Source organism: Chromatium okenii (assembly GCF_016583745.1).
Lineage (GTDB): Bacteria > Pseudomonadota > Gammaproteobacteria > Chromatiales > Chromatiaceae > Chromatium > Chromatium okenii.
Genome location: NZ_NRRQ01000040.1, coordinates 1 through 20083, shown reverse-complemented (window position 1 = coordinate 20083; position 20083 = coordinate 1). Strand labels below are relative to the sequence as shown.

At 53.8% G+C, this 20083-nt stretch carries 24 protein-coding genes; 13 read left to right on the top strand and 11 right to left on the bottom strand.

What is annotated here, in order from left to right:
• Window positions 1-112: 112 nt before the first annotated feature.
• Window positions 113-358 (top strand): hypothetical protein, encoded by a 246-nt coding sequence (locus CKO12_RS12350; protein WP_200155040.1) that lies wholly within the window; start codon window positions 113-115, stop codon window positions 356-358.
• A 129-nt stretch (window positions 359-487) separates the two neighbouring features.
• Here the strand turns inward: CKO12_RS12350 and CKO12_RS12345 are convergent, their stop codons facing one another.
• On the bottom strand, window positions 488-1207 hold the full coding sequence (locus CKO12_RS12345) for a class I SAM-dependent methyltransferase (RefSeq protein WP_200155039.1): 720 nt from the start codon (window positions 1205-1207) through the stop codon (window positions 488-490).
• Window positions 1204-2409, bottom strand: coding sequence for a DUF3419 family protein (locus CKO12_RS12340; protein ID WP_200155038.1), 1206 nt, complete (start codon window positions 2407-2409; stop codon window positions 1204-1206). The genes CKO12_RS12345 and CKO12_RS12340 overlap by 4 nt, the downstream gene beginning before the upstream one ends.
• Window positions 2410-2536: 127 nt before the next feature.
• On the opposite strand from CKO12_RS12340, the gene CKO12_RS12335 reads away from it, so the two are divergent.
• Together CKO12_RS12335 and CKO12_RS12330 are read left to right on the top strand one after the other, a co-directional pair.
• Entirely contained in the window at window positions 2537-3103 is a 567-nt protein-coding gene (locus CKO12_RS12335) for an arsenate reductase ArsC (RefSeq protein ID WP_476695833.1), read from the top strand.
• A gap of 197 nt (window positions 3104-3300) precedes the next feature.
• Window positions 3301-4554, top strand: coding sequence for a YcjF family protein (locus CKO12_RS12330; protein WP_338032747.1), 1254 nt, complete (start codon window positions 3301-3303; stop codon window positions 4552-4554).
• Between the two features lie 150 nt (window positions 4555-4704).
• Here CKO12_RS12330 and CKO12_RS12325 read toward each other — a convergent pair whose 3' ends face one another.
• The 3 genes from CKO12_RS12325 to CKO12_RS12315 form a co-directional block, all read right to left on the bottom strand.
• Window positions 4705-5625 carry a PEP-CTERM sorting domain-containing protein gene (locus tag CKO12_RS12325; RefSeq protein ID WP_207146365.1) on the bottom strand — a complete coding sequence of 307 codons (921 nt, stop codon included), beginning with the start codon at window positions 5623-5625 and terminating at the stop codon, window positions 4705-4707.
• A 688-nt stretch (window positions 5626-6313) separates the two neighbouring features.
• Window positions 6314-7213, bottom strand: a complete 900-nt coding sequence (locus CKO12_RS12320) for a PEP-CTERM sorting domain-containing protein (protein WP_207146364.1) — start codon at window positions 7211-7213, stop codon at window positions 6314-6316.
• 123 nt (window positions 7214-7336) lie between these two features.
• Window positions 7337-7957: a PEP-CTERM sorting domain-containing protein gene (locus tag CKO12_RS12315; protein WP_200155035.1), complete on the bottom strand. Its 621-nt coding sequence runs from the start codon at window positions 7955-7957 to the stop codon at window positions 7337-7339.
• Between the two features lie 394 nt (window positions 7958-8351).
• On the opposite strand from CKO12_RS12315, the gene CKO12_RS12310 reads away from it, so the two are divergent.
• From CKO12_RS12310 to CKO12_RS15195, 4 genes are all read left to right on the top strand, one after another.
• Entirely contained in the window at window positions 8352-9884 is a 1533-nt protein-coding gene (locus CKO12_RS12310; RefSeq protein WP_200155034.1) for a GTPase family protein, read from the top strand.
• 94 nt (window positions 9885-9978) lie between these two features.
• A complete protein-coding gene (locus CKO12_RS12305) occupies window positions 9979-10260 on the top strand; it encodes a BrnT family toxin (protein WP_200155033.1) in 282 nt (93 codons plus the stop codon).
• The gene (locus tag CKO12_RS12300; RefSeq protein ID WP_200155032.1) at window positions 10211-10531 is read left to right on the top strand and encodes a BrnA antitoxin family protein; all 321 of its coding nucleotides are present in this window, start codon (window positions 10211-10213) and stop codon (window positions 10529-10531) included. The genes CKO12_RS12305 and CKO12_RS12300 overlap by 50 nt, the downstream gene beginning before the upstream one ends.
• 222 nt (window positions 10532-10753) lie before the next feature.
• Window positions 10754-10879: a hypothetical protein gene (locus CKO12_RS15195; RefSeq protein WP_274599925.1), complete on the top strand. Its 126-nt coding sequence runs from the start codon at window positions 10754-10756 to the stop codon at window positions 10877-10879.
• A 126-nt stretch (window positions 10880-11005) separates the two neighbouring features.
• Here CKO12_RS15195 and CKO12_RS12295 read toward each other — a convergent pair whose 3' ends face one another.
• Window positions 11006-12040, bottom strand: coding sequence for a serine hydrolase (locus CKO12_RS12295; protein ID WP_200155031.1), 1035 nt, complete (start codon window positions 12038-12040; stop codon window positions 11006-11008).
• A gap of 138 nt (window positions 12041-12178) precedes the next feature.
• Here CKO12_RS12295 and CKO12_RS12290 point away from each other — a divergent pair, with 138 nt between their 5' ends.
• From CKO12_RS12290 to CKO12_RS12280, 3 genes are all read left to right on the top strand, one after another.
• Window positions 12179-12736 (top strand): Smr/MutS family protein, encoded by a 558-nt coding sequence (locus CKO12_RS12290; RefSeq protein WP_200155030.1) that lies wholly within the window; start codon window positions 12179-12181, stop codon window positions 12734-12736.
• 111 nt (window positions 12737-12847) lie between these two features.
• The gene (gene ettA / locus CKO12_RS12285; protein WP_200155029.1) at window positions 12848-14515 is read left to right on the top strand and encodes an energy-dependent translational throttle protein EttA; all 1668 of its coding nucleotides are present in this window, start codon (window positions 12848-12850) and stop codon (window positions 14513-14515) included.
• Window positions 14516-14546: 31 nt separating this feature from the next.
• Window positions 14547-15326: an HAD-IA family hydrolase gene (locus tag CKO12_RS12280; protein WP_200155028.1), complete on the top strand. Its 780-nt coding sequence runs from the start codon at window positions 14547-14549 to the stop codon at window positions 15324-15326.
• Window positions 15327-15380: 54 nt separating this feature from the next.
• Here the strand turns inward: CKO12_RS12280 and CKO12_RS12275 are convergent, their stop codons facing one another.
• Window positions 15381-15710 carry a hypothetical protein gene (locus CKO12_RS12275; protein WP_200155027.1) on the bottom strand — a complete coding sequence of 110 codons (330 nt, stop codon included), beginning with the start codon at window positions 15708-15710 and terminating at the stop codon, window positions 15381-15383.
• Between the two features lie 173 nt (window positions 15711-15883).
• Here CKO12_RS12275 and cowN point away from each other — a divergent pair, with 173 nt between their 5' ends.
• Window positions 15884-16171, top strand: coding sequence for a N(2)-fixation sustaining protein CowN (gene cowN, locus CKO12_RS12270; RefSeq protein WP_200155026.1), 288 nt, complete (start codon window positions 15884-15886; stop codon window positions 16169-16171).
• Here the strand turns inward: cowN and lipB are convergent.
• The 4 genes from lipB to folK are packed head-to-tail and all read right to left on the bottom strand — an operon-like array spanning window position 16114 to window position 18842.
• A complete protein-coding gene (lipB, locus tag CKO12_RS12265; protein ID WP_200155025.1) occupies window positions 16114-16824 on the bottom strand; it encodes a lipoyl(octanoyl) transferase LipB in 711 nt (236 codons plus the stop codon). The two genes, cowN and lipB, sit on opposite strands and share 58 nt — an antisense overlap.
• Entirely contained in the window at window positions 16821-17099 is a 279-nt protein-coding gene (locus CKO12_RS12260) for a YbeD family protein (protein ID WP_200155024.1), read from the bottom strand. Before CKO12_RS12260 ends, lipB begins: the two co-directional genes overlap by 4 nt.
• The gene (locus tag CKO12_RS12255; protein ID WP_420826842.1) at window positions 17092-18249 is read right to left on the bottom strand and encodes a D-alanyl-D-alanine carboxypeptidase family protein; all 1158 of its coding nucleotides are present in this window, start codon (window positions 18247-18249) and stop codon (window positions 17092-17094) included. Before CKO12_RS12255 ends, CKO12_RS12260 begins: the two co-directional genes overlap by 8 nt.
• 59 nt (window positions 18250-18308) lie before the next feature.
• The gene (gene folK / locus CKO12_RS12250) at window positions 18309-18842 is read right to left on the bottom strand and encodes a 2-amino-4-hydroxy-6-hydroxymethyldihydropteridine diphosphokinase (protein ID WP_200155023.1); all 534 of its coding nucleotides are present in this window, start codon (window positions 18840-18842) and stop codon (window positions 18309-18311) included.
• 432 nt (window positions 18843-19274) lie between these two features.
• On the opposite strand from folK, the gene CKO12_RS12245 reads away from it, so the two are divergent.
• Together CKO12_RS12245 and CKO12_RS12240 are read left to right on the top strand one after the other, a co-directional pair.
• Window positions 19275-19937 (top strand): hypothetical protein, encoded by a 663-nt coding sequence (locus CKO12_RS12245; RefSeq protein ID WP_200155022.1) that lies wholly within the window; start codon window positions 19275-19277, stop codon window positions 19935-19937.
• Between the two features lie 22 nt (window positions 19938-19959).
• Window positions 19960-20083: MerR family DNA-binding transcriptional regulator (locus CKO12_RS12240; protein WP_200152819.1), on the top strand; the 124-nt coding region annotated here is incomplete at its 3' end.

The following is a 20083-nucleotide window of genomic DNA, read 5'->3' as shown; positions in this document are numbered from 1 at the left end:
ATGAGTACTTAAAGTCAGTCATCTCTGATTCTTGGGCTGTATTCAGCAAATCATCAAGCTATGCCAAGGGCTGGATAGAACAGTTCGTGCCTTGGGTGCTGTATGGTTAGTTTTGCGGACAACTATAGAACGCGCTGCGTTTGCTGGATTAGGTCGTATTGGTGTTCTGGATACCACAGCCTTCTGTATTAACACCACCGGCAAAGCGGCAGAGGCCGATGATCGTATTGTGTATAACAGTAAAGATGGTGCGCTGTATTACGATGCGGATGGAAGTGGCACTGGCACTGCGCAACAATTCGCGCTCATTCAACCGACCGGTGTGGTATTAACTGCCGCTCATTTTGATGTGATATAGCGTGATTGATCAACTGTCAATTGAATGATGCCCCGGCTGTTAGTCGGGCATCACTTTCAATTTAATGACAATCAAATTCGACTGTAATTGTTTAATGGCAGTGTCAACGTTGAAAGTGCTTACCACCAATTAAATTGGTTTCCATCCCACAAAAACGTAATACGGAACCCGCACTCCCGGCAAATACGGCACCGGGGCGCGATGCTCGCTCAATTCGTGGTTAGGTAATAAATGCCGCAATGTCATCAATTGCGCTGGCTGCAAATGAACGCCATCGTGACCAAACCAACGCGGCCACAGCCAGCGCGTCAACGCATCGTGGCGCACCAAGCCCGCCGTCGGTTGCGCTTCTGAGACATAAAAATCCACCACGCCCAATGTTCCGCCCGGCTTGAGCAGCGCCAGCGCGTTGTGCAGCGCCCCTTCCCAATTCGGAATCATCGTCAGCGCATACGAAAAGTAAACCACATCAAACAGTTGCGCGGATTGATATGTCACCGCATCCGCCTCAATCACCCGCACATTCGCCAAATCAGCAGTGCGTTGTCGTGCCAGCGCCAGCAATGCCGGACATAAATCCACTAATTCCACCGCCCCCAATTGCGCCAGCCGCTCGCCGAAAAATTCCACATTCCGCCCCGTGCCCGCGCCTAATTCCAGCACGCTCGCGCCCGGCAGCGGTGCTAATCGCGCCATCAAATCGGCGCGACCATGCAGCAAACGTTCTCGAAAAGCATCGTATTGTGCCGCCTGTGGCGCATAAAACGCCGTCAACCGCTCGGCAAGGCTGCCGTGCTGCGGTTGTCCGCGCAGCAATCGCCACAACACCTGCAATTCACCGGCACTCATGCACTAACTCCAACAACATCAGCAACATGAAAACCCGCGTAGGTATGCACCCGATCTTGCCGCTGCAGGTCTTGCGCCCAGCGGTCGTGAAACTGCAACCGCTCGTGCAGCGGCGTCTGCGTCGCGCCCACCGCGATCAACTTGAGGTAATCCGGTGCCGCGTGCGCACTGCGAAATAGCACCCGCGCCTCCGCCGTCGCCCGATCCAAAATGGCGTTCCACTCCTCCGCCAGCGCCTCGGGATAATACGAACTCATCCAATCCATGTGATCGAGCAACACGAAGCGCGACATCCGCTCCTCAGTTGACTGGAGAAACGCAGTCACGGTGCAGGTATGCGGCACGATCCGCTCCGCCAAACCGGATTTAAGCGCCTGAAAATTATCACGTTTCAGATATTCCGGGCAGCAGTTCTCGGTATAGCGCCCGTTGATATAGACCGCCCAAAAATAGTTCGTCCACACCGGCAGCTCGCGGAACACATACTCCACCGCCTCGCGGATAAAACCGGCGACGCCGTGCTGATGCTGCGCCTGCACTTGCTGACGCTGCGCGGCGGGAACGCCCAACATATTCATCGTGAGCTGGCGCGACAGCGTCCAATTCATCCCCGCGCCCCACAGCAACGGCTGCACTCGCGTGTCATAAATTTCTCGTTGCGCATCAAGTGCTTGCGCTTGAAATAGATCGCCAACGCCAGCCGCCAAACGCGGACGCACCCGCAAATAAGCGCGAAAAGCGCGAGCGACCACGCCAGCTAATCCTTGGAAATACAGTCCGCCGTGTTGCGCATGAAACCAATGGAGATGCGAATCCCAAAACTGCTGCGCAAATGGTGATAATTCATCGCGCAGCGCATCGTAATACAACTCGCGGAATTGCGGATGCACACCACGCCCGAATAACGCAAAAAAATCATCAAAAGCTAATTGTTTAATACCCGACAATTTCAATTCTAATAACGCAGTTTGGCGCGGATTTGCATCTACCGCATGAATACGGCGCGGTGCAGCGAGCGCATAATCTAATACATTACAGCCCGCACTGGTAATCACCAGTAATGAATCATCTGGTTTTAATTCCAGCGCGAGACGATCCACCGCTGGGTCTTCCCAACAAGTGTTATAAACCAACGAGCGGGAATAGATCGCGTTAAACACCACTTGGTCAATGCGGTCGCGCAGAGTGAGGGTCGCTTTCACGGTAAAAGTCTCGTTGGCAGCACGGCAGTTAAATCGTGCGAGCCTAAATGCAGGTCGTGACGCGGCAATGACAGCGCAATGACTGAATGATTAAAAAGTGCTAGTTTTAGGTCGCAAGCGTCACCAAATGGTCATCATTTTTGGCGACGATAACTCTAATTGCCGCCATTTTTCTGAGATCGCCGCCATGCCCGAAGCGCATTACAATATCTTATTCCTTTGCACGGGTAATTCTGCCCGCAGCATTATCGCTGAATGCCTCATCAATCGCCTTGGCAAGGGACGCTTTCATGGCTTTAGTGCGGGCAGCCAGCCAAAAGGTGAGGTTCATCCGCTGGCATTAGAAGTGCTAAAACGCAATAACCATCTTACTGAACATCTGCGCAGCAAAAGTTGGGAAGAATTCAGCGTTCCGAATGCGCCGCAAATGGATTTTGTATTCACTGTTTGCGACAATGCTGCTGCTGAAATATGTCCAGTGTGGCCGGGTCAACCGATGACTGCGCATTGGGGTATTGAAGACCCAGCGGCAGTTGTAGGAACTGAAGTTGAGCAAATGATGGCGTTTCGCCAAGCCTTTCATGGTTTAGAAAATCGAATTGCGTTGTTTGTCAGTTTGCCATTGCAGTCGCTGGATCGCTTAAAACTACAACGTCATCTTGATGAAATTGGGCAAATGCGCAGTAGTCAATAACACTTTTTTAGTTTTTTGTTGATAAAAAAGCCCCGCCGCTACGGGGTTTTTTTTATGTCCATTGGTGACGCGGTGAGACGCAACTGCGGCGCAATTTTTCCAATCAATACAGAATTATGGGATCATCTGGCGGTGGCGCAGTGCCTGCGGGCGGGCGCATTTTTGCAAGCTGATTCAACCTGTTGCGAGGGTTTCCTGTGTCTCAAGATTTTTTCAGTTGGCCTAAACATGTCGCGTGGTCTGAGCATTTCGACACCTTGCAGCGCGTTTTGCTCACGCCGCAGCTTGAAACCGCACAACTTCAGCAAGCCCTGACCAGCGCCCGCCGTGAGGACACTTTGCCGGTGGTGTGGCTGGTGGGCAAAACGCAAGCCGGCAAAAGTTCTATCGTGCGGGCACTCACTGGCAGCGAGGAGGCGTTGATTGGCAACGGTTTTCAGCCCTGCACCCGCACTCTCGCTTATTTTGATTTTCCGGCAGCCGCGCCGGTGGTGCGCTTTCTCGATACACGCGGGCTGGGCGAGGTGGCTTACGATCCGAGCGATGATTTGCGCTGGTGCGAATCGCAAGCGCATCTGTTGCTGGGCGTGATCCGCGCCAGCGATCCCAATCCCCAGCCGATTTTTGCGGCGCTGCGCGAGGTGCGCGAACGTCATCCCGAATGGCCGCTGGTGATCGCGCAAACCACGTTGCACGATCTGTATCCCGCCGAGTGTGACCATCCGCAACCGTATCCCTTCACAGAAGATTCTTGGCCGCGCACGGTGCCGCCGGATTTGGGACGGGCGCTGCTGCTGCAACGGGAGGCAGCCGGCACCTTTGCGGGAGCTGCGCCACATTGGGTGCCGGTCGATTTCACCTTGCCAGAAGACGGTTATCAGCCTGCGGATTACGGTTTAACGACGCTGTGGCAGGTGATTGAAACGGTCTATCAGCAGCATCTGTGGGCGCAATTGCACGGCGGTGACGAGGTGCGCGATCTCTACGCTCGCACCAGTCATCCGCACATTGTCGGTTATGCGCTGGCGGCTGGCGCATTGGGCGCGGTGCCGCTGGTTGATGTGGTGGCGGTGCCGACGCTGCAAGCCAAGATGCTGCACAGCGTGGCGGAGATTTATCGCCAACCTTGGGATCAGCGCACCATCGGTGAATTTTTGGGTTTATTGGGCGTGGGCATCGGTTTGAGTTATGCGGCGCAATTAGCGGGGCGCTGGTTGGTCAAATTGGTGCCCGGCTTGGGGCAAACGGTGGGGGCGGTGTGGGGTGCCAGCGCCAGCGCGACCATGACTTATGCGCTGGGCAAGGCGGCTGATGTGTATTTTCAGCGCCGCCTGTTGGGACAGACTTGTGAGGCGGAGACGTTGCGCGAGGTGTTCAATTCACAGCTTATTCACGGCGGGACGGTGCTCGCCAGCCATTGTGCCAGCGGAAAAAATAATGAAGTACTTTGAGCATGGTTGGCTGCTGGCTGACTGCTGTAAAAAATATGGACACTTGCAATCATCATGCAAATCGCCGCGTTCCGGTGGGGAAAGGCGGCGGTTTTTGTTTTTGGCGACAGATACGCGACGAGCATCTATCTCGAATTAGATAACGAGGGTTTAACTCTTGCGGCGGCGGGAGATACCCAGACCAGTCAAGCCGAGGGTCAACAGCGCGAGGGTGGCGGGTTCGGGGACATCGGCAGTGTCGTCGGCGTTAGAGAGCGCCGTTAAGAGGAAGGCATGAGATTGGCCATTTGCGGTCATGCCAACGCCGGTAATGTATTTGCCGTTGTCGGAAATGGCATTTGCCATGCCGAGTACGCTCCAACCACTAAGATCAACCAATGTGTTGAGGTTTTGCATTCCACTCGTGGCATCCCACAGAAAAGCGGCATAAGGGATTGCAGAACCCGCAATGGTTGAGTAACCAACTGCCGTTCCGCTGCTGCTGATGCCTAATGCCGTGCTATAGCTGAAACCATTAGAACTGCCTAAAACGCCGAGAGTTTGCACTCCGGTGGAGGCATTTCCTACGAAAGCCCGCCCGCCACCATCATTCAGTTGACCAACCACCTGCCCATTGTCATTAACGGCATTTGCAATACCCATCGTAGTGCCGAGGGTTGTTAGCGTACCGGCGGCATTCCAGAGGGCAGGTGAATTATTCGCTCCTCCTACTATCTGCCCATTGTTACTAATGCCAGATGCCGCGGATGCACCAGAGATCATTTGCATCGTGTTATTGGTGCTATCCCACAGAAAACCGCCATCGTTGGATCGTCCCACCACCTGACCGCTATCATTGATGTCGCTGGCATGACCTGTACCGGGTAGAGTGTGTGTGCCGGTGGTATCCCATAGAAACATGGAACCACTAATTGACGCACCTCCTGCGACCTGCCCACGATTGTTAATGGCGTATCCGCTGAGGTTGTAAGTGTCGGAAAGCTGTTGCATTCCGGTAGCGGCACTCCACAGGAAGGCGTACTTATTAGATTGTCCTGTCACCTGCCCGCTGTTGTTCACGCCATAACCCATGCTTGTTCCCGTTCCTCCGAGTACGCCGATGTCCGTGATCGTGTAAAGAGCGCCTGCGGAGGCAGTGAAACTCGCGCCTATTCCCAAAAGTAACGCCGTGGTGATCAAGTGTTTTTTGTTCATCATACGTTTCATGGTGTAACTCCCAAATTTGATAGTAAAGAAGAGCCTCGAAAATCAGGCACATCCCAGCTAAAATCATGCCAAATATTTTTTATTTAATAATTCAATGAATTATAACAATTGGGTTAGCTTGTGTGAAACAGGATTGTAAAATTTTTCGACTTTTTGCGTGTGGAGTGTGTAAAAAACTTCGACACAATTGGCTTGAAACCAGCTTTTTATCATGGCGCTGCTGACGCAGCTTGACACCTAACTATTTGATTTTACTGAAATCCACTTTGTGCCGCGCATCATCGCATTTTGATAAAAATCAATACGTTATCCCTTCAACGGCGCAGGTCTAAAAAAGCATTTTCGCAGTGTAAAAATCGTTGACACTCCGCGCAAATCATACCGAGCAAAATTTGGCAAGCAGCCCAACTCGCAGCATCGCATTCTCATAACGTAAGGCATAAAAAAACCGCCTCGCTTTTGCGATGACGGCTGGCTAACGTTTAATCCGATTACGATGATGTTGGCGGAAGTGCGTTGGGTTTGCTAACAGCGGCAACCCAACTACGACTCGTCAACTTCTCACTTGCCGCCGTTTTGCCCAACCCAGCCCCCAAACCCCAGCCAACAGTAGCGCAATGCTGCTCGGTACCGGCACGCTGTTGGAGTTGCTCGGGGCGCTAACGCTGAAGGTCAGGTTGTCGATTGCGAGGGCGTGGTCGTTGCCGATGTCGTTATTTTCAATCCAACGAATCCACAGCGTACTTCCGGCAGTCCAGTCGAGCGAGACGCTGCCGCCACGTCCGGCGACGCTGCCCGCAGCATTGCCATCAACGAGCGCTGCCGTAGTCGTTGCAACCGGGGATGTCCAATCAAAGTTGCCGCCGGGCGCAGTCCAGGTGGACACACCAGCGAAGGTCGCGCCGATGCCGTACTGCAAAGCCATCGTCTGGGCCACCGCGTTGGTTCCGCCCCCGTTGCGCCACTGTTCGCCATCGAAACTGAGGTCAAAGCCCGACAAGGCGCTGCCGGTGGAGTTGGCGAAGGAGACAGCGATCCAGCCGGCGACTGCGCTGGGGGCGGGGTTACCGAAGTAGTTAGTGCCAGCACCAATGCCGCCGAGGGCGCGGTCGGTGCTGGCTCCGAAGCTCTTGAATCCACCGGCATTGCTGTTGCCACTGTCGGCACTGTAGGTGGTGATCGCGGCACCAGTGGAATTAAACAGGTTCCAGCCCGTGAGTGGCGTGGAATCGTTAGTCCAAGTCAGACTGGTGCCAGAGTTCGGCAGGCTGTCAAAAGTCTGCGAATAGGTATAGGCGGAAGACGACACGACGAGTGCGGCGTGAGTCGGTAGCGAGACAAGCGCAAATAAAGCGAGAGCCGCGAAACGGCGAGAGACGGCATTGGTTGCATGGATCATCGTGGTGGACAGCAGGCGGTTTTTATGTGCGGCAAGCAGTGTGCGTTTCATCATTTGATTCCTAAATTGAGACGCGATGCTGGAGCGTGGGAGCCAGAAAAAACCGCCGCGTTTCGGAAAGAAGCGCGGCGGCTGGCTAACGTTGAATCAAGCGTTCGCCGCTCAGGACGAAATGGTTTAACTCTTGCGGCGGCGGGCAACACCCAGACCAGTCAAGCCGAGAGTCAACAGCGCGAGGGTGGCGGGTTCGGACACCGAAGTAGACGGCACTGAAACTAAGTGCATGTAATAATCGTTACTACTCAAAGAACTAATTGGGTTAGGTATGCTATACCATCCTCCGACTTTGTTTGCAGTGCCTACTGCCCATCCTAATTGAAAATTAGGATCCCCTTTAAGAAGAGTCCACGCAGATTCGGTTCCTCGAGCTCCGCTAACAGCAAAAACACTTCTAAAATTAAAACCATTGCTCGTTGTGATATTGATTTGAGCAGCACTGCCGATAGTAGTTGGTTCAGCATAGAGCCAATAATCTTGTCCTAAAGGAATCGAAATTGATTTGTTTGGGTTATTTAGCAGAGGTCCAGTTGAAGTAGCGGTTACACCAAGAATCCAGCCGCCAGCTGGTTTAGTAGTCCAAGATTGACCGCTCCCATTAAATATTGCTGTCGCATAATTATAAGATCCACCGTAAACAGTTATCTCTGTGATGTTCACAGGACTAGCTAACGAGCTGGCGGCAAAGAAGCTGCCACAAATGAAGGTGGTGGCGAGTGCTAAGGTCGATAATTTACGCATGAGATAATCCTGATTTGTTTTTAAGAAGAGCCTCGAAAATCAGGCACATCCCAGCTAAAATCATGCCAAATATTTTTTATTTAATAATTCAATGAGTTATAACAACTGGGTTGGTTTGGGTGAGACAAGATTGTAAAATTTTTCGACTTTTTGCGTGTGGAGTGTGTAAAAAACTTCGACACAATTGGCTTGAAACCAGCTTTTTATCATGGCGCTGCTGACGCAGCTTGACACCTAACTACTTGATTTTACTGAAATCCACTTTGTGCGGCGCATCATCGCATTTTGATAAAAATCAATACGTTATGCCTTCAACGGCGCAGGTCTAAAAAGGCATTTTCGCAGTGTAAAAATCGTTGACACTCCGCGCAAATCATACTGACGGCAAACAATAATGAAGCTCCTCGAACATGGTTGGCTGCTGGCGCTGCTGTTATGGCTGCTGCCTTTTTTTGGATTGATGGGATTGGGCGGACTGTGGCTGTATCAACAGCAATTGCTGTTGACATGGGGCGCATTTCTCGTTGTGAGCGCCGGCTGCGGCTATGGCTTGCAACATTGGTTGAGGCGGCGCGAGCAGCGGCTGTTGGAAAAAACCCACACCCAGCCCGATCTCGCTTGGAGCAGCAAAGAGGCAGCGGCTTGGGCGGAGGTGGAAACGTTTGCGGCGCAGCTTGATCCGGCGGAATGGCCGCTGGAGGCGCAAAACACGGTGCCGGCGCTGGCGCGACAAACTTTGACGCGAGTGGCGCAGCAATTTCATCCCGACGTTGCCGATCCCGTGTTGGAACTGACGCTGCCGCACACGCTGCTGATTGTGGAGCAGGCAACGCGGGAATTGCGGATGCTGCTGGCCAACAACATCCCGTTTAGTCATCAACTCAAGCTCGGCACGCTGGCGCGGTTGTATCGCTGGAAACCGTTTGCGGAGAAATTGCTGGGGCTGTATCGCGCCGGGCAATGGGTGTTTAACCCGCTGCAAGCGGCGATGATGACGCTGTGGGGCGAGGCGCGGACGCAAGGGATGCGGCTGGCGCAGCAAGAGTTTTCTGGCTGGCTGCTGCGCGAAATGGTGCGCTTGGTCGGTAAACACGCCATCGCGTTATATGGCGGGCGTCCGCTGCCGGTGGACATCAGCTCACCGGCGCAATTTCCTCAACGCACGGCGGCATCAACGCACGATCTGCATCAAGCCGACGCGGTGCAGGAAGCGCAGCACGAAACGCTTGAACCGCTGCGCATCTTGGTTTTAGGACGCGCTAATGCCGGTAAATCCAGTTTAATCAATGCGTTATTTGGACAGTTGCAAGCGTCCACCGATTTGCTGCCCAACACCACGCGGGCACTCACGCCGTATCGGTTACAGCGAGATGGTTTGGATGAAGCGTTGATTTTTGACAGCCCGGACGTGGAACGGTTAGCGCCCGCCAGCGTGCGGGATGCGGCAGCGCAGGCGGATATGATTTTGTGGGTCACTGCCGCGCATTGCCCAGATCGCCAAACCGAGCGCCACATTCTCGATGCCCTGCGAGCGGCGCAAGTGCAGCACTTGAAACGTTCGGCGCCGCCGCTGCTGGTGGTCGTCAGCCACATCGACCGCCTGCGTCCGCTGCGCGAATGGCAACCGCCTTACGATCTCACCGCCGCTGCCGACGACCTGAAAACCATGAGTATTCAAACCGCTGTGAGCGCCTTGGCGACCGATTTAGAAGTGCCGATTGCTAACGTGATTCCGGTTTGTCTCGCCGAAGGGCGCACTTATAACGTTGACGATACCTTGTGGGTGACGGTGCTCAATCATTTAGATCGGGCGCAACGCTTGCGTTTATTGCGCTGTCAGGAAGCGCGTCATCCGACCGAAAATTGGAAATTGCTGCGCCGGCAATTAGTCAATGCCGGACGGTTTTTATTGGCACTGCCGCGATAACCATTTAGTGGTCTGCGTGAAATTGAATTGGCAAATTAACATTGTGAAATGGTTTCATGTAGCGATATAACCTTTGCCGATCTCTGTTGAAACAATGCAAATTGAATTTGATTCGATAAAACATCAAAAAACTCTAAATGAACGCGGTTTAGATTTCGCCCGTGCTGGCGAAGTGTTTGCAGGACCATTGCTCAACTGGCGTGATGATCGCTTTGAGTATGGCGAGCCACGGTTTATTACCTTCGGTCTACTAGATCAACGTTGGGTTATTATCGTTTGGACACCACGCGGCGAGGCGCGTCGCATCATCAGTATGAGAAAAGCCAATGAACGTGAAATTAACAACTACGCCAAACGAGTGGATCGACTCCGATGATGCACCGGAATTGACATCTGTGTTTTTTGAGAATGCAACACCGATGATTGGTGAGCGTATAGTCACATTCGCTGATTGCGCAGCAGCGGCTCAAACTATCATCCAGCGTGGTCACCCACCCGCAAAACAGAAAAAACGTTTGCTCACTGTCCGCTACGATGCGGATATCGTGGAGGCATTTCAGGCGACAGGACCCGGTTGGCAAACGCGCATGAATGAGGCTTTACGAGAATGGCTCAAAATGCAAAAGGTTTTTATTGGCGATTCCTAAATAAGATGCGCGTCATCGCAGTGAATAAAACAGTTAAAAAACCCCGCAGTCGGGCTTTTTTTCGTCACATTCATAACGGCGGCTGAGTTTAACGTGCCGCGGGTTTTATAGACGTTTTAACAACCAATCGCACTATTGCAATTGATTAAACAGAAAACCCTTGCTGTGGCACGCGATAAACATCCATTAACCAAATGACAATGCTGCTGCAAGTTATTGATCATGGCTATTCATCGGCATCCACATTATCAAGCAGCAATTGATTTTGCTTATCCATATCTGCCTGCACCGCAGTTTTTAAGACATGATGCGGCAACGGTAAATCAATATCCCAACAAGGTCATTTAAGGAAACACTGATTAAATGCCATTTTTGGTATCTTCCGTCACAAGCCTTTAATGTGCTTGATTGCGGTTTGGCAATTAGGAAATTATTCAGCGTTTCCTTAATAAAAAAAAGCGGTGCCCGCTAAAACTATCGCGCTGCGGTTTTTTGTGAGCGTTTTAACAACCAATCGCGCACACGATTGGCATCACCGAGCGGCACTGATTTATTTGCGCCTTCTAAAAAGACCACATAAAACCGGCGCTCGCCAATGCGCGTTTGCATCACTAAACAGCGCCCCGCTTCATTGATAAATCCCGTTTTACTCACTTCAATCGTCCATTCTGGGTTACGCACCAAAGAATTGGTATTGCGATATAACAGCGGCTTCTGATTTGCAAACGGATACAGCGTCGTTTCGCCAGTGGAAGTCGTTTTGCGAATGAATGGATAAGTGCCCGCAGCTTTTACCATTTTCACCAAATCTTCTGCCGAGGAACGATTCCGCGCATCTAAACCGCTGGAGTCAGCAAAATAGCTGTCGTGCATTCCCAGCGATTTCGCTTTTTGATTCATGGCTCGCACAAAGGCGGGCATTCCACCGCGAAAGGTGGTGCGCCCCAGCGCGTGCGCAGCGCGATTATCAGATGACATCAACGCCGCCATTAACATTTCCCGGCGGGTTAATACCGCCTCGCCAATGCGCAAGCGGGAACTGCTATTGCGTAAACGATCCCGATCTGCTTCGGTAATTTCAATTCTTGGCTCCATCGGAACGCCCGCATCTAATACCACCATTGCCGTCATCAATTTGGTGACAGACGCAATTGGTTTAATCTGTTGCGCGTTTTTGGAATACAAGCGATTGCCGGATTCATCCATTACTAACGCACTGCCAGATTGCAAATAGAGATCGCCGTGAGTAATGGGCGGGGCGCTATTGCGGCGCGGTTCTGGCTCAATAACAGAAAACTCTTCTTCATTAAAACTGGAGCTGGAAGGCGCTTGCGAGAAATTCTCCAGCGCCGGGCGCGTCAATTCCTCGCGCTGCTGCGCGGCACAGGCGGCGCTGCTCAGTAACAATGGCCCTAGCAACAGGGTGATAAGGAGTATTCGCCCCCGTTGGCGCAGGTGTAATGCCAACACAATCCAGCGCCGGAAACGCAATACTGACAACCTTGACATGATGGATAGCCTCTTTAGTTTTCACTCAAAAATTGCAGAATGTGGGATTATCGCATAGCCATCTGAGTGAATTGACGGCTACCCGCGCAACGTCGCTAGACGCAGCGCCCCAATTGGTTTGACGCACTGACACCCGCCATGAACCGCCCTTTTTGCGCTGATGATTTGGAACTGTTTCGCCAGCAAATGGCGGATGCCACGCCGCTGACCCCCAGCCCGGCGATGGTGCCAGAGCGTCCCAAACCAGCGCCGTATCCGCGTCCGCCCGACTTGTCGCCGCCCGCTGATGCGCCAGCACTCAGCCATCAGCTCGCCGCCGTTACCACCCACGATTATTTGCTGTTTGCGCGACCCGGCATTCAACATCGCGTGGTTGCCGAGCTGCAACGCGGCGCAATTGAGGTGGAATTAGAAGTCGATTTGCACGGACTTTATGCCGAACACGCCCGTCAATTGATCGCCGAATTTCTCGCCGAATGCGCCCGCCGTCACATCCGCTGCGCCCGCATCATTCACGGCAAAGGCTACCGTTCCGCTGGTGCCCAGCCCGTACTCAAACAGGGCATCAATCACTGGCTGCGCCAATCTGAGCAAGTGCTCGCGTTTTGCTCGGCCACGCGACGCGATGGCGGCACCGGCGCGGTGTATGTCCTGCTGCGCAATCCCGATAAACAACGACCGCGCTCGCGCCGGTGAGCGTTTTGGACTTTGCGCCCCGCCCAGCGCAGAATGTCAATGCACCGTGAAACGCTGGTTTTATGCCCGCGTGTTCATTATTTCATCTGATAAATCAAGCAGTAACGGACAATGGCTCAATACATTTTCACCATGAACCGGGTCGGCAAAATCGTGCCACCCAAGCGCGTCATCCTGCGTGACATCTCGCTATCGTTTTATCCCGGCGCAAAGATCGGCGTGCTGGGTTTGAACGGCTCCGGCAAATCCACGCTGCTGAAAATCATGGCCGGTCTCGATACCGACATCGAAGGCGAAGCGCGTCCGCAAACCGGCATCCAGATTGGCTATTTGTCGCAAGAGCCGCAGCTTGATCCCGCCAAAACCGTGCGCGGTAACGTCGAAGAGGCGCTCGGTCATATCACCGCTGCGCTGGCGCGACTGGATGCGGTGTATGCCGCTTATGCCGACGCCGACGCCGATTTTGACGCGCTGGCGCAGGAACAAGCCGAGCTGGAAAACCTGATTGAAGCCACCGACGGGCACAATTTAGAGCGGACGCTGGAGATTGCCGCCGACGCGCTGCGCCTGCCCGCGTGGGATGCCGATGTGACCAAATTGTCTGGCGGCGAACGGCGGCGCGTCGCGCTGTGTCGGCTGCTGTTGTCAAAACCCGACATGTTGCTGCTTGACGAACCCACCAACCATCTGGACGCCGAATCGGTCGCGTGGCTGGAGCGGTTTCTCCACGAATACCCCGGCACCGTCGTCGCCGTCACCCACGACCGCTATTTCCTCGATAATGTCGCCGGTTGGATTCTCGAATTGGATCGCGGCTACGGCATTCCTTGGGAAGGCAATTATTCTTCTTGGCTCGATCAAAAAGAACAGCGTTTGGAATTAGAACAAAAGCAGGAACAAGCGCGCATTAAAACCATGAAGCAAGAATTGGAATGGGTACGCGCCAATCCCAAAGGGCGTCACGCTAAAAGCAAGGCGCGGATGGCACGATTTGATGAATTGCAATCGCAGGAATTCCAAGCCCGGAATGAAACCAACGAGATTTATATTCCACCCGGCCCACGTTTAGGTGAATTGGTGATTGAGGCGACCGATCTCAAAAAAGCCTACGGCGACAACCTGTTATATGAGAATCTCTCGTTTAATCTACCGCAGGGTGGCATTGTCGGCATCATCGGCCCGAATGGCGCAGGCAAAACCACGCTCTTTCGCTTATTAACCGGACAAGAACAACCCTGCGCAGGTGAATTGCGGATTGGCGAAACGGTGCAGATTGCGTATGTCGATCAAAGCCGCGACGCGCTGGATGATAATAAAACCATCTGGGAAGAAATTTCAGATGGTTTAGATACCATCATCGTCGGGCGCTATGAAATGCCATCGCGGGCGTATTGCGGACGCTTTAATTTCAAGGGCGGCGATCAACAAAAGCGCATCGGTGATTTATCTGGTGGCGAGCGCAATCGGGTTCATCTCGCCAAGTTATTAAAGAGTGGCGGCAATCTTTTGTTATTGGACGAGCCAACCAATGATTTAGATATTGAAACACTCCGCGCTTTAGAAGAGGCGTTATTAACCTTTCCCGGCTGCGCAGTTGTGATTAGCCATGATCGCTGGTTTTTAGATCGCATTGCCACGCATATTCTGGCTTTTGAGGGCGATTCACAGGTCACTTGGTTTGAAGGGAATTACGCTGATTATGAAGCGGATCGTCATCGCCGTTTGGGTACTGATGCCGATCAACCGCATCGTTTGAAATACCGCCGTTTAACCGCTTAATTCGGTTTATATTCTGCGAGGAATAGCACTGATGTCTGGATTAAAAGCCATTATTTTTGATGTTGATGGTACGCTCGCCGATACTGAACGCGATGGACATCGCCCCGCATTTAATGCGGCATTTGACGCTGCGCAACTCGCTTGGCATTGGGATATTGCGCGTTATGGTGAATTATTGACTGTCACCGGCGGTAAAGAACGCATTCGTTATTTTATGGATAGCGATGGTATTGCATTTGATCCGGCAGTTGATACGGAGGCGTTAATTGCCGGGCTGCATCGCGCCAAAACGCAGCATTACGTCAAGCTCTTGCAAACCGGCGCGATTCCGCTGCGTTCGGGTGTGGCGCGGCTGCTGCGTGAGGCGCGAGCGGCGGGCATTCGGCTGGCGATTGCGACCACGACGACGCCAGAAAATGTCGTTGAATTGCTTGATAATTGTGGCATCTCTGGGCTGCGCGATTGGTTTGAAGTGATTGCGGCGGGCGATGTCGTACCCGCTAAAAAACCGGCACCAGATATTTTTACCTTGGCGCTCAATGCGTTGGGGCTGCGGGCGGAAGACTGCGTGGCGGTGGAGGATTCTGATAACGGGGCGCGAGCGGCGTTGGCGGCGGGCTTAAAAGCGGTGGTGGTGACGGTGAATGATTACACCGCTGCGCAGTCGTTTGGCGAGGTGCCGTTGGTGGTCGATCAATTGGGCGAGCCGGGGCAAGCGGTGCGGGTGCTGCGCGGCGCACTTGGCGCGGCGAGTTGGGTGGATTTAGCGGTGCTGGAACAGGTGCAGCGCCAAGCGTATCTCGTTGAATAGGCAATAAAAATGCCGCCGCGCAGTTGGTGCGCGGCGGCATGATGTAACACTTATTTACAGCGATTCTTCGGTTGCCAACACCCGCGCCGTCGCCGGCGCTGGCTCAAAGCTGGGCGACGGGCGATAGGTGATTTGTTCGGGTGCGACAAAAAAGAACCCGCAGGTCTGCGGGGTCAGATTTTCAGCCGCGACGCGGGGATATTTGCGGCAGCTCGGCGGACGAAAATGATAGACGGAGCAACTGCTCAAGCCTTCGTCATCAAAGCGCAGAAACGGGCAGGGATATGGCAACTTGCAGCAATCTCCGCAGCGGTTGCAACTCCCCCGCCGTTGCGCATCGACTGGTAATAACGACGTGAAAAAGCGTTTGATTTTTTGCAGCATTGTTGTTGTTCTCAGCACAGCGAAAAGTGAAAGGAAAAGTGAAAAAGTTTCCGTATTGTGACCGGCAGCGTCTGAAACTGCCAACTGGATCACAACGTGGCTGGCGCAGCCGCACTGACGCAGCGATAAAATTGGTGCTTCGCTTTGCCACCCACAACCACCGAGGATTTGACGTGACCTGCTCTGCACCCGCTCCTGATCGTTATCTCAGCTTTGAGGGCATCGCCTGCGATGACCACGCCCGCCGTCTCGTCGCCACCATTCGCGCCTGTTTAGCCGCGCCAGCACCGTCGCTTTGGCAGCAATACTTCACGGTCAAGCTGGCAGAAAATGCGCAGCGTGGTCACGATGAGTTGTATTTTGTGGGCAGTCAGGTCAACGCCATCCGCGAATTATTCGCCGCTTATGAGCAGACCGACGCGCTGGAGTTGCTGGAGCAAGTTGAAGAAGAATGCTGTTGATTTGACGCAGCGTTTGATCTCGCGCCAGCAGCCGTGAACAACGCCGTAAATCCGCTCGCCCACGCCGCGCCCACGCTGGCAACGTCCACCGGTCTCGTCACCAAATCTGCCAGTTGCGTCACCCGCAGCCCGGCGTAGCCACACGGATTGATCCGCGTGAACGGCTCCAAATCCAACGCCACATTGAGCGCCAGCCCGTGCAACGTGCAGCCGTGCCGCACCCGCAAACCCAGCGCCGCAATCTTGGCATCGGCAACATACACGCCGGGCGCTCCTTCCCGCCGGCTGGCGCTGATGCCGTCGGCGGCGAGCAGCTCAATCACGCTTTGTTCCAACAGCGTCACCAGCCGCTTGATGCCCAGCGACGTGCGGCGCAAATCCAGCAGCACATACGCAATCAACTGTCCCGGCGCGTGATACGTCACCTGTCCACCGCGATCTGACTGCACCACCGGAATCGTGCCCGGCGCGAGCAGATGTTCGTGTCGTCCCGCCAGCCCCAAGGTGAACACCGGCGCGTGTTCCAAAAGCCAGAGTTCATCAGCAGTATCCGGCTGGCGCTGCGCCGTCCACTCGCGCATCGCGTCAACCGTGGCGACGTACTCTTGCAACCCGCTGAAGTGCCGCACGAGTGGCGGAGCTGGCGTCGTCACAGCGCCCACACCACCAACTCATGCGCCGTGAGTTCCTGATAAATCGCATCAAGCTGCGCCCGGCTCTGCGCGTCGATGGTGACGGTGACGGCGATCCATTTACCGCCGCGACTGGGGCGCACCGTCAGCGCGTTGGCATCCACCGCCGTGACGTGACGGCTGATGATGTCCAGCACGACCGCCTCCAAGCCGCGCTCGGCCAGCCCCATCGCTTTAATCAGAAAGCTGCACGGAAACGTCAGCAATGATGCGGGAATGGCGTCAGGCTCAGTCATGGGCGGAAAACTGCTTCAACACGGTATCAACGGCTTGCCGCCATAAATTGCCTTCCGTGATCTCCTCCAGCGCCACCACCGGCATTCGCACCAATTCCTCCTCGCCCAGCGTGATCACGACATCGCCAACTGCTGCGCCCTTGGCAATCGGCGCGACGAAGTCGGAGGTTTTCTCCAGCCGCGCCGTCAACTTGTCATACAGCCCTTGCGGAATGGTAGCGGCGACATCAGACAGCGGCCCCACCGGCAGCTCCGTCACATTGCCGTACCACGCCCGCAAGGTCAGGATCGGCTGCTGCGCCGGATACAGCAGATGATTTTCATAAAAGCGGAAGCCGTAATTGAGCAACGCCAAACTCGCATCCGCCCGCGCTTTATTGCTTGCCGTGCCGAGCACGACCGAAATCAAGCGCATCGTGTTGCGTTTGGCAGAACCAATCAGGCAATAGCCAGCGGCTTTGGTGTAGCCAGTTTTGACGCCGTCGGTGCTGGGATCGCGCCGCAGCAGCGGATTGCGGTTTTGCTGTGTGATCTTGTTGTAGGTGAAATCGCGGTTGCTGTACCAAGCGTAATACTCAGGAAATTCCCGAATCAGCGCCAACGTCACTCGCGCCATATCGCGGGCGGTGGTGTACAGCTCAGGATCGGGCAAGCCGTTGGGATTGGTGTAATGACTGGCGGTCATGCCCAACCGCTGCGCGTGATCGTTCATCAAATTGGCGAACGCTTCGACGCTGCCGGCGACGTGTTCCGCCAGCGCAATCGCGGCATCGTTGCCGGATTGAATCATCATCCCTTTCAGCAGGTCTTCAATCTTCACCCGCGTCCCGACCTGAATAAACATTTTAGAGCCGCCAGTGCGCCATGCTCGCTCGCTAATCAACACCTCATCGCTGAGTTTGATTTTGCCAGCGGCAATTTCACGGAACACGACGTAAGCGGTAACGATCTTGGTCAAGCTGGCGGGTTCGAGGCGTTCATCAGCGTTCTTTTCGACCAGCGTTTTGCCGCTGTGAAAATCAACCAATAAATAACCACGCGCAGGCAGTTCTGGCAGCGTCGGCAACGCTGGCGCGGGTGCGGCGCTGGCGAGTGGTGCCAACGCGCACAGGAATAACCACAGCAAGGGGCGGGTAAATGCACACATCATTTGAGGGAAATCCGAGACTTAATAGATGGCAGAATCAAAGCTGTACGCATTTTACTGTCTCATTTTGGAATTAACACCGTTGGCAGCGCGGCAGGAGCGGTCAAGCGTGACAGGATTTGATGATGCGCAATGCCTTCGACCAACTGCGATAACGGGCGCTGATCAAGGGGATGCCGCACTGCTGGCGCAATCTCCAGCAGCGGCAGCAACATGAAATCCCGCGCCAGCAGCCCCGGATGCGGCACCTGCAATTGGAGCGTGTCTAACACCAGCTCGCCAAACAACAGCACATCAATATCAATCGTGCGCGGGCCGTTTTTCAGCTCACGCACTCGGTTCAAATCATGTTCGATCTGTTGCAAGGCGGCGAGTAAATCCAGCGCGGAGTGTTGCGTGGTGACGCCCACGACCAGATTGATGAAGTCGGGCTGGGCGATGCCGCCCCAAGGTCGCGTGAGATACCACGCTGATTCTTGCCAGTCGGAGGTCAGCGGCAGGTCACGCAGGCGTTGCAAACAGAGTGGAATATGGCGTTGGGGATCGAGGTTGGAACCGAGCGCGAGATAAGCGCGGACGGGTGGATGAGTGGTCATGGAATGCGTGGCGTGAGTCAGCAGTGAACAGTGGAGACAACACTAGCCGATTGCCCAGACGTTGGGTACGGTAAGTAACAGCTTGCAATAATCTATACATATTTACTAAAATCTATACTTATGGAAAAAATTAGGTGAAAGTGTGTTACGCTTTAACCAAGAAAGTGAAGGGGTCAAACCGTCGAGCGAAAACCAAGCTCAAGAGTGTAAAACTTCATTTTCGTATCGAAAGACATGGTCTGGACACGTTACAGCCAGACCTTAAATACACACCAGAGCAAAGTGAGACCATCGTTTCATCATGGCTTTTGCGTTGACGGTGTGAATATATCAAAGCGAGATTTGTACGCTTTTGTAGATTTTGTTAGATATTTAGTAGCGGATAGATTGATCTGACTGCACCTCATTTGTCACCAGAATTGAGCAATTAACATGATGACTCCACAATTCGCTTGGGCAGCAGGTTTAAGCGTTTACATTTTGGCAGTGCTGGCGCTGACGCGATTCCCGTATCAATGGATGATTGCTCGCGGCATGGAGCCGATTCGGGCGGTCTATTACGTCCGCAAAATCGTTCACATGGCTGCCGGCGGCGTTGGCTCGATCATGGTGCCGCTGGTGTTTACCGATCCTTGGTTTCCACTGGTGAGCGGGTTGTTATTGACGTTGCTGCTATATGTGGCACACGCCAGCGGCTGGCGCTTTTACTGGTTCCAAACCGGCGACAACCGCAACGATGTCAAGTTTGCGCTGATGTGGGCGCTGTCCGTTTCGCTGCTGTGGTGGCTGCTCAACGATCCATGGCTGGCAATTTTACCCGCGCTGTATATGGCATTTGGCGACGGCATCACCGGCATCGTGCGCAACGCCGTCATCCGCAAACGCTCAAAAAGCCCAATCGGTAACGTGTTTATGTTGTTGGTGTGTGCGCCGCTGGGTTGGTTTATCGGCGCACAAGCTGATCCGGCGATGCCGCTGTGGGGATTGGCGTCAGCGGTAGTGGCGACGGTAATTGAACGCTACGAATTCGGGCCGATTGATGACAACATTTTGATCACGGTGGCGGCATCGGCGGTGCTGTTGTTGGGTAAGTAACAACTTGCAATAATCTATACTTATGGAAAAGAAATTAGTAAAGATAGGTGAAGCGGCAAAAATTTTGGGAACGTGTGTAAATACATTGCGTCGATGGGAAGCGTCGGGCGAATTAGTCCCAACGCGAAAAACGCAAGGTGGAACAC

Excerpts from the sequence above, each read along its gene's own strand:
- CKO12_RS12345 (WP_200155039.1), bottom strand. The coding sequence starts at position 1,207 with ATGAGTGCCGGTGAATTGCAGGTGTTGTGGCGATTGCTGCGCGGACAA.
- CKO12_RS12335 (WP_476695833.1), top strand. The coding sequence starts at position 2,537 with ATGGTCATCATTTTTGGCGACGATAACTCTAATTGCCGCCATTTTTCT.
- CKO12_RS12325 (WP_207146365.1), bottom strand. The coding sequence starts at position 5,625 with ATGGGTTATGGCGTGAACAACAGCGGGCAGGTGACAGGACAATCTAAT.
- CKO12_RS12320 (WP_207146364.1), bottom strand. The coding sequence starts at position 7,213 with ATGATGAAACGCACACTGCTTGCCGCACATAAAAACCGCCTGCTGTCC.
- CKO12_RS12315 (WP_200155035.1), bottom strand. The coding sequence starts at position 7,957 with ATGCGTAAATTATCGACCTTAGCACTCGCCACCACCTTCATTTGTGGC.
- CKO12_RS12310 (WP_200155034.1), top strand. The coding sequence starts at position 8,352 with ATGAAGCTCCTCGAACATGGTTGGCTGCTGGCGCTGCTGTTATGGCTG.
- CKO12_RS12305 (WP_200155033.1), top strand. The coding sequence starts at position 9,979 with ATGCAAATTGAATTTGATTCGATAAAACATCAAAAAACTCTAAATGAA.
- CKO12_RS12300 (WP_200155032.1), top strand. The coding sequence starts at position 10,211 with ATGAACGTGAAATTAACAACTACGCCAAACGAGTGGATCGACTCCGAT.
- CKO12_RS15195 (WP_274599925.1), top strand. The coding sequence starts at position 10,754 with ATGGCTATTCATCGGCATCCACATTATCAAGCAGCAATTGATTTTGCT.
- CKO12_RS12295 (WP_200155031.1), bottom strand. The coding sequence starts at position 12,040 with ATGTCAAGGTTGTCAGTATTGCGTTTCCGGCGCTGGATTGTGTTGGCA.
- CKO12_RS12290 (WP_200155030.1), top strand. The coding sequence starts at position 12,179 with ATGAACCGCCCTTTTTGCGCTGATGATTTGGAACTGTTTCGCCAGCAA.
- ettA (WP_200155029.1), top strand. The coding sequence starts at position 12,848 with ATGGCTCAATACATTTTCACCATGAACCGGGTCGGCAAAATCGTGCCA.
- CKO12_RS12280 (WP_200155028.1), top strand. The coding sequence starts at position 14,547 with ATGTCTGGATTAAAAGCCATTATTTTTGATGTTGATGGTACGCTCGCC.
- CKO12_RS12275 (WP_200155027.1), bottom strand. The coding sequence starts at position 15,710 with ATGCTGCAAAAAATCAAACGCTTTTTCACGTCGTTATTACCAGTCGAT.
- CKO12_RS12260 (WP_200155024.1), bottom strand. The coding sequence starts at position 17,099 with ATGACTGAGCCTGACGCCATTCCCGCATCATTGCTGACGTTTCCGTGC.
- CKO12_RS12255 (WP_420826842.1), bottom strand. The coding sequence starts at position 18,249 with ATGATGTGTGCATTTACCCGCCCCTTGCTGTGGTTATTCCTGTGCGCG.
- folK (WP_200155023.1), bottom strand. The coding sequence starts at position 18,842 with ATGACCACTCATCCACCCGTCCGCGCTTATCTCGCGCTCGGTTCCAAC.
- CKO12_RS12245 (WP_200155022.1), top strand. The coding sequence starts at position 19,275 with ATGATGACTCCACAATTCGCTTGGGCAGCAGGTTTAAGCGTTTACATT.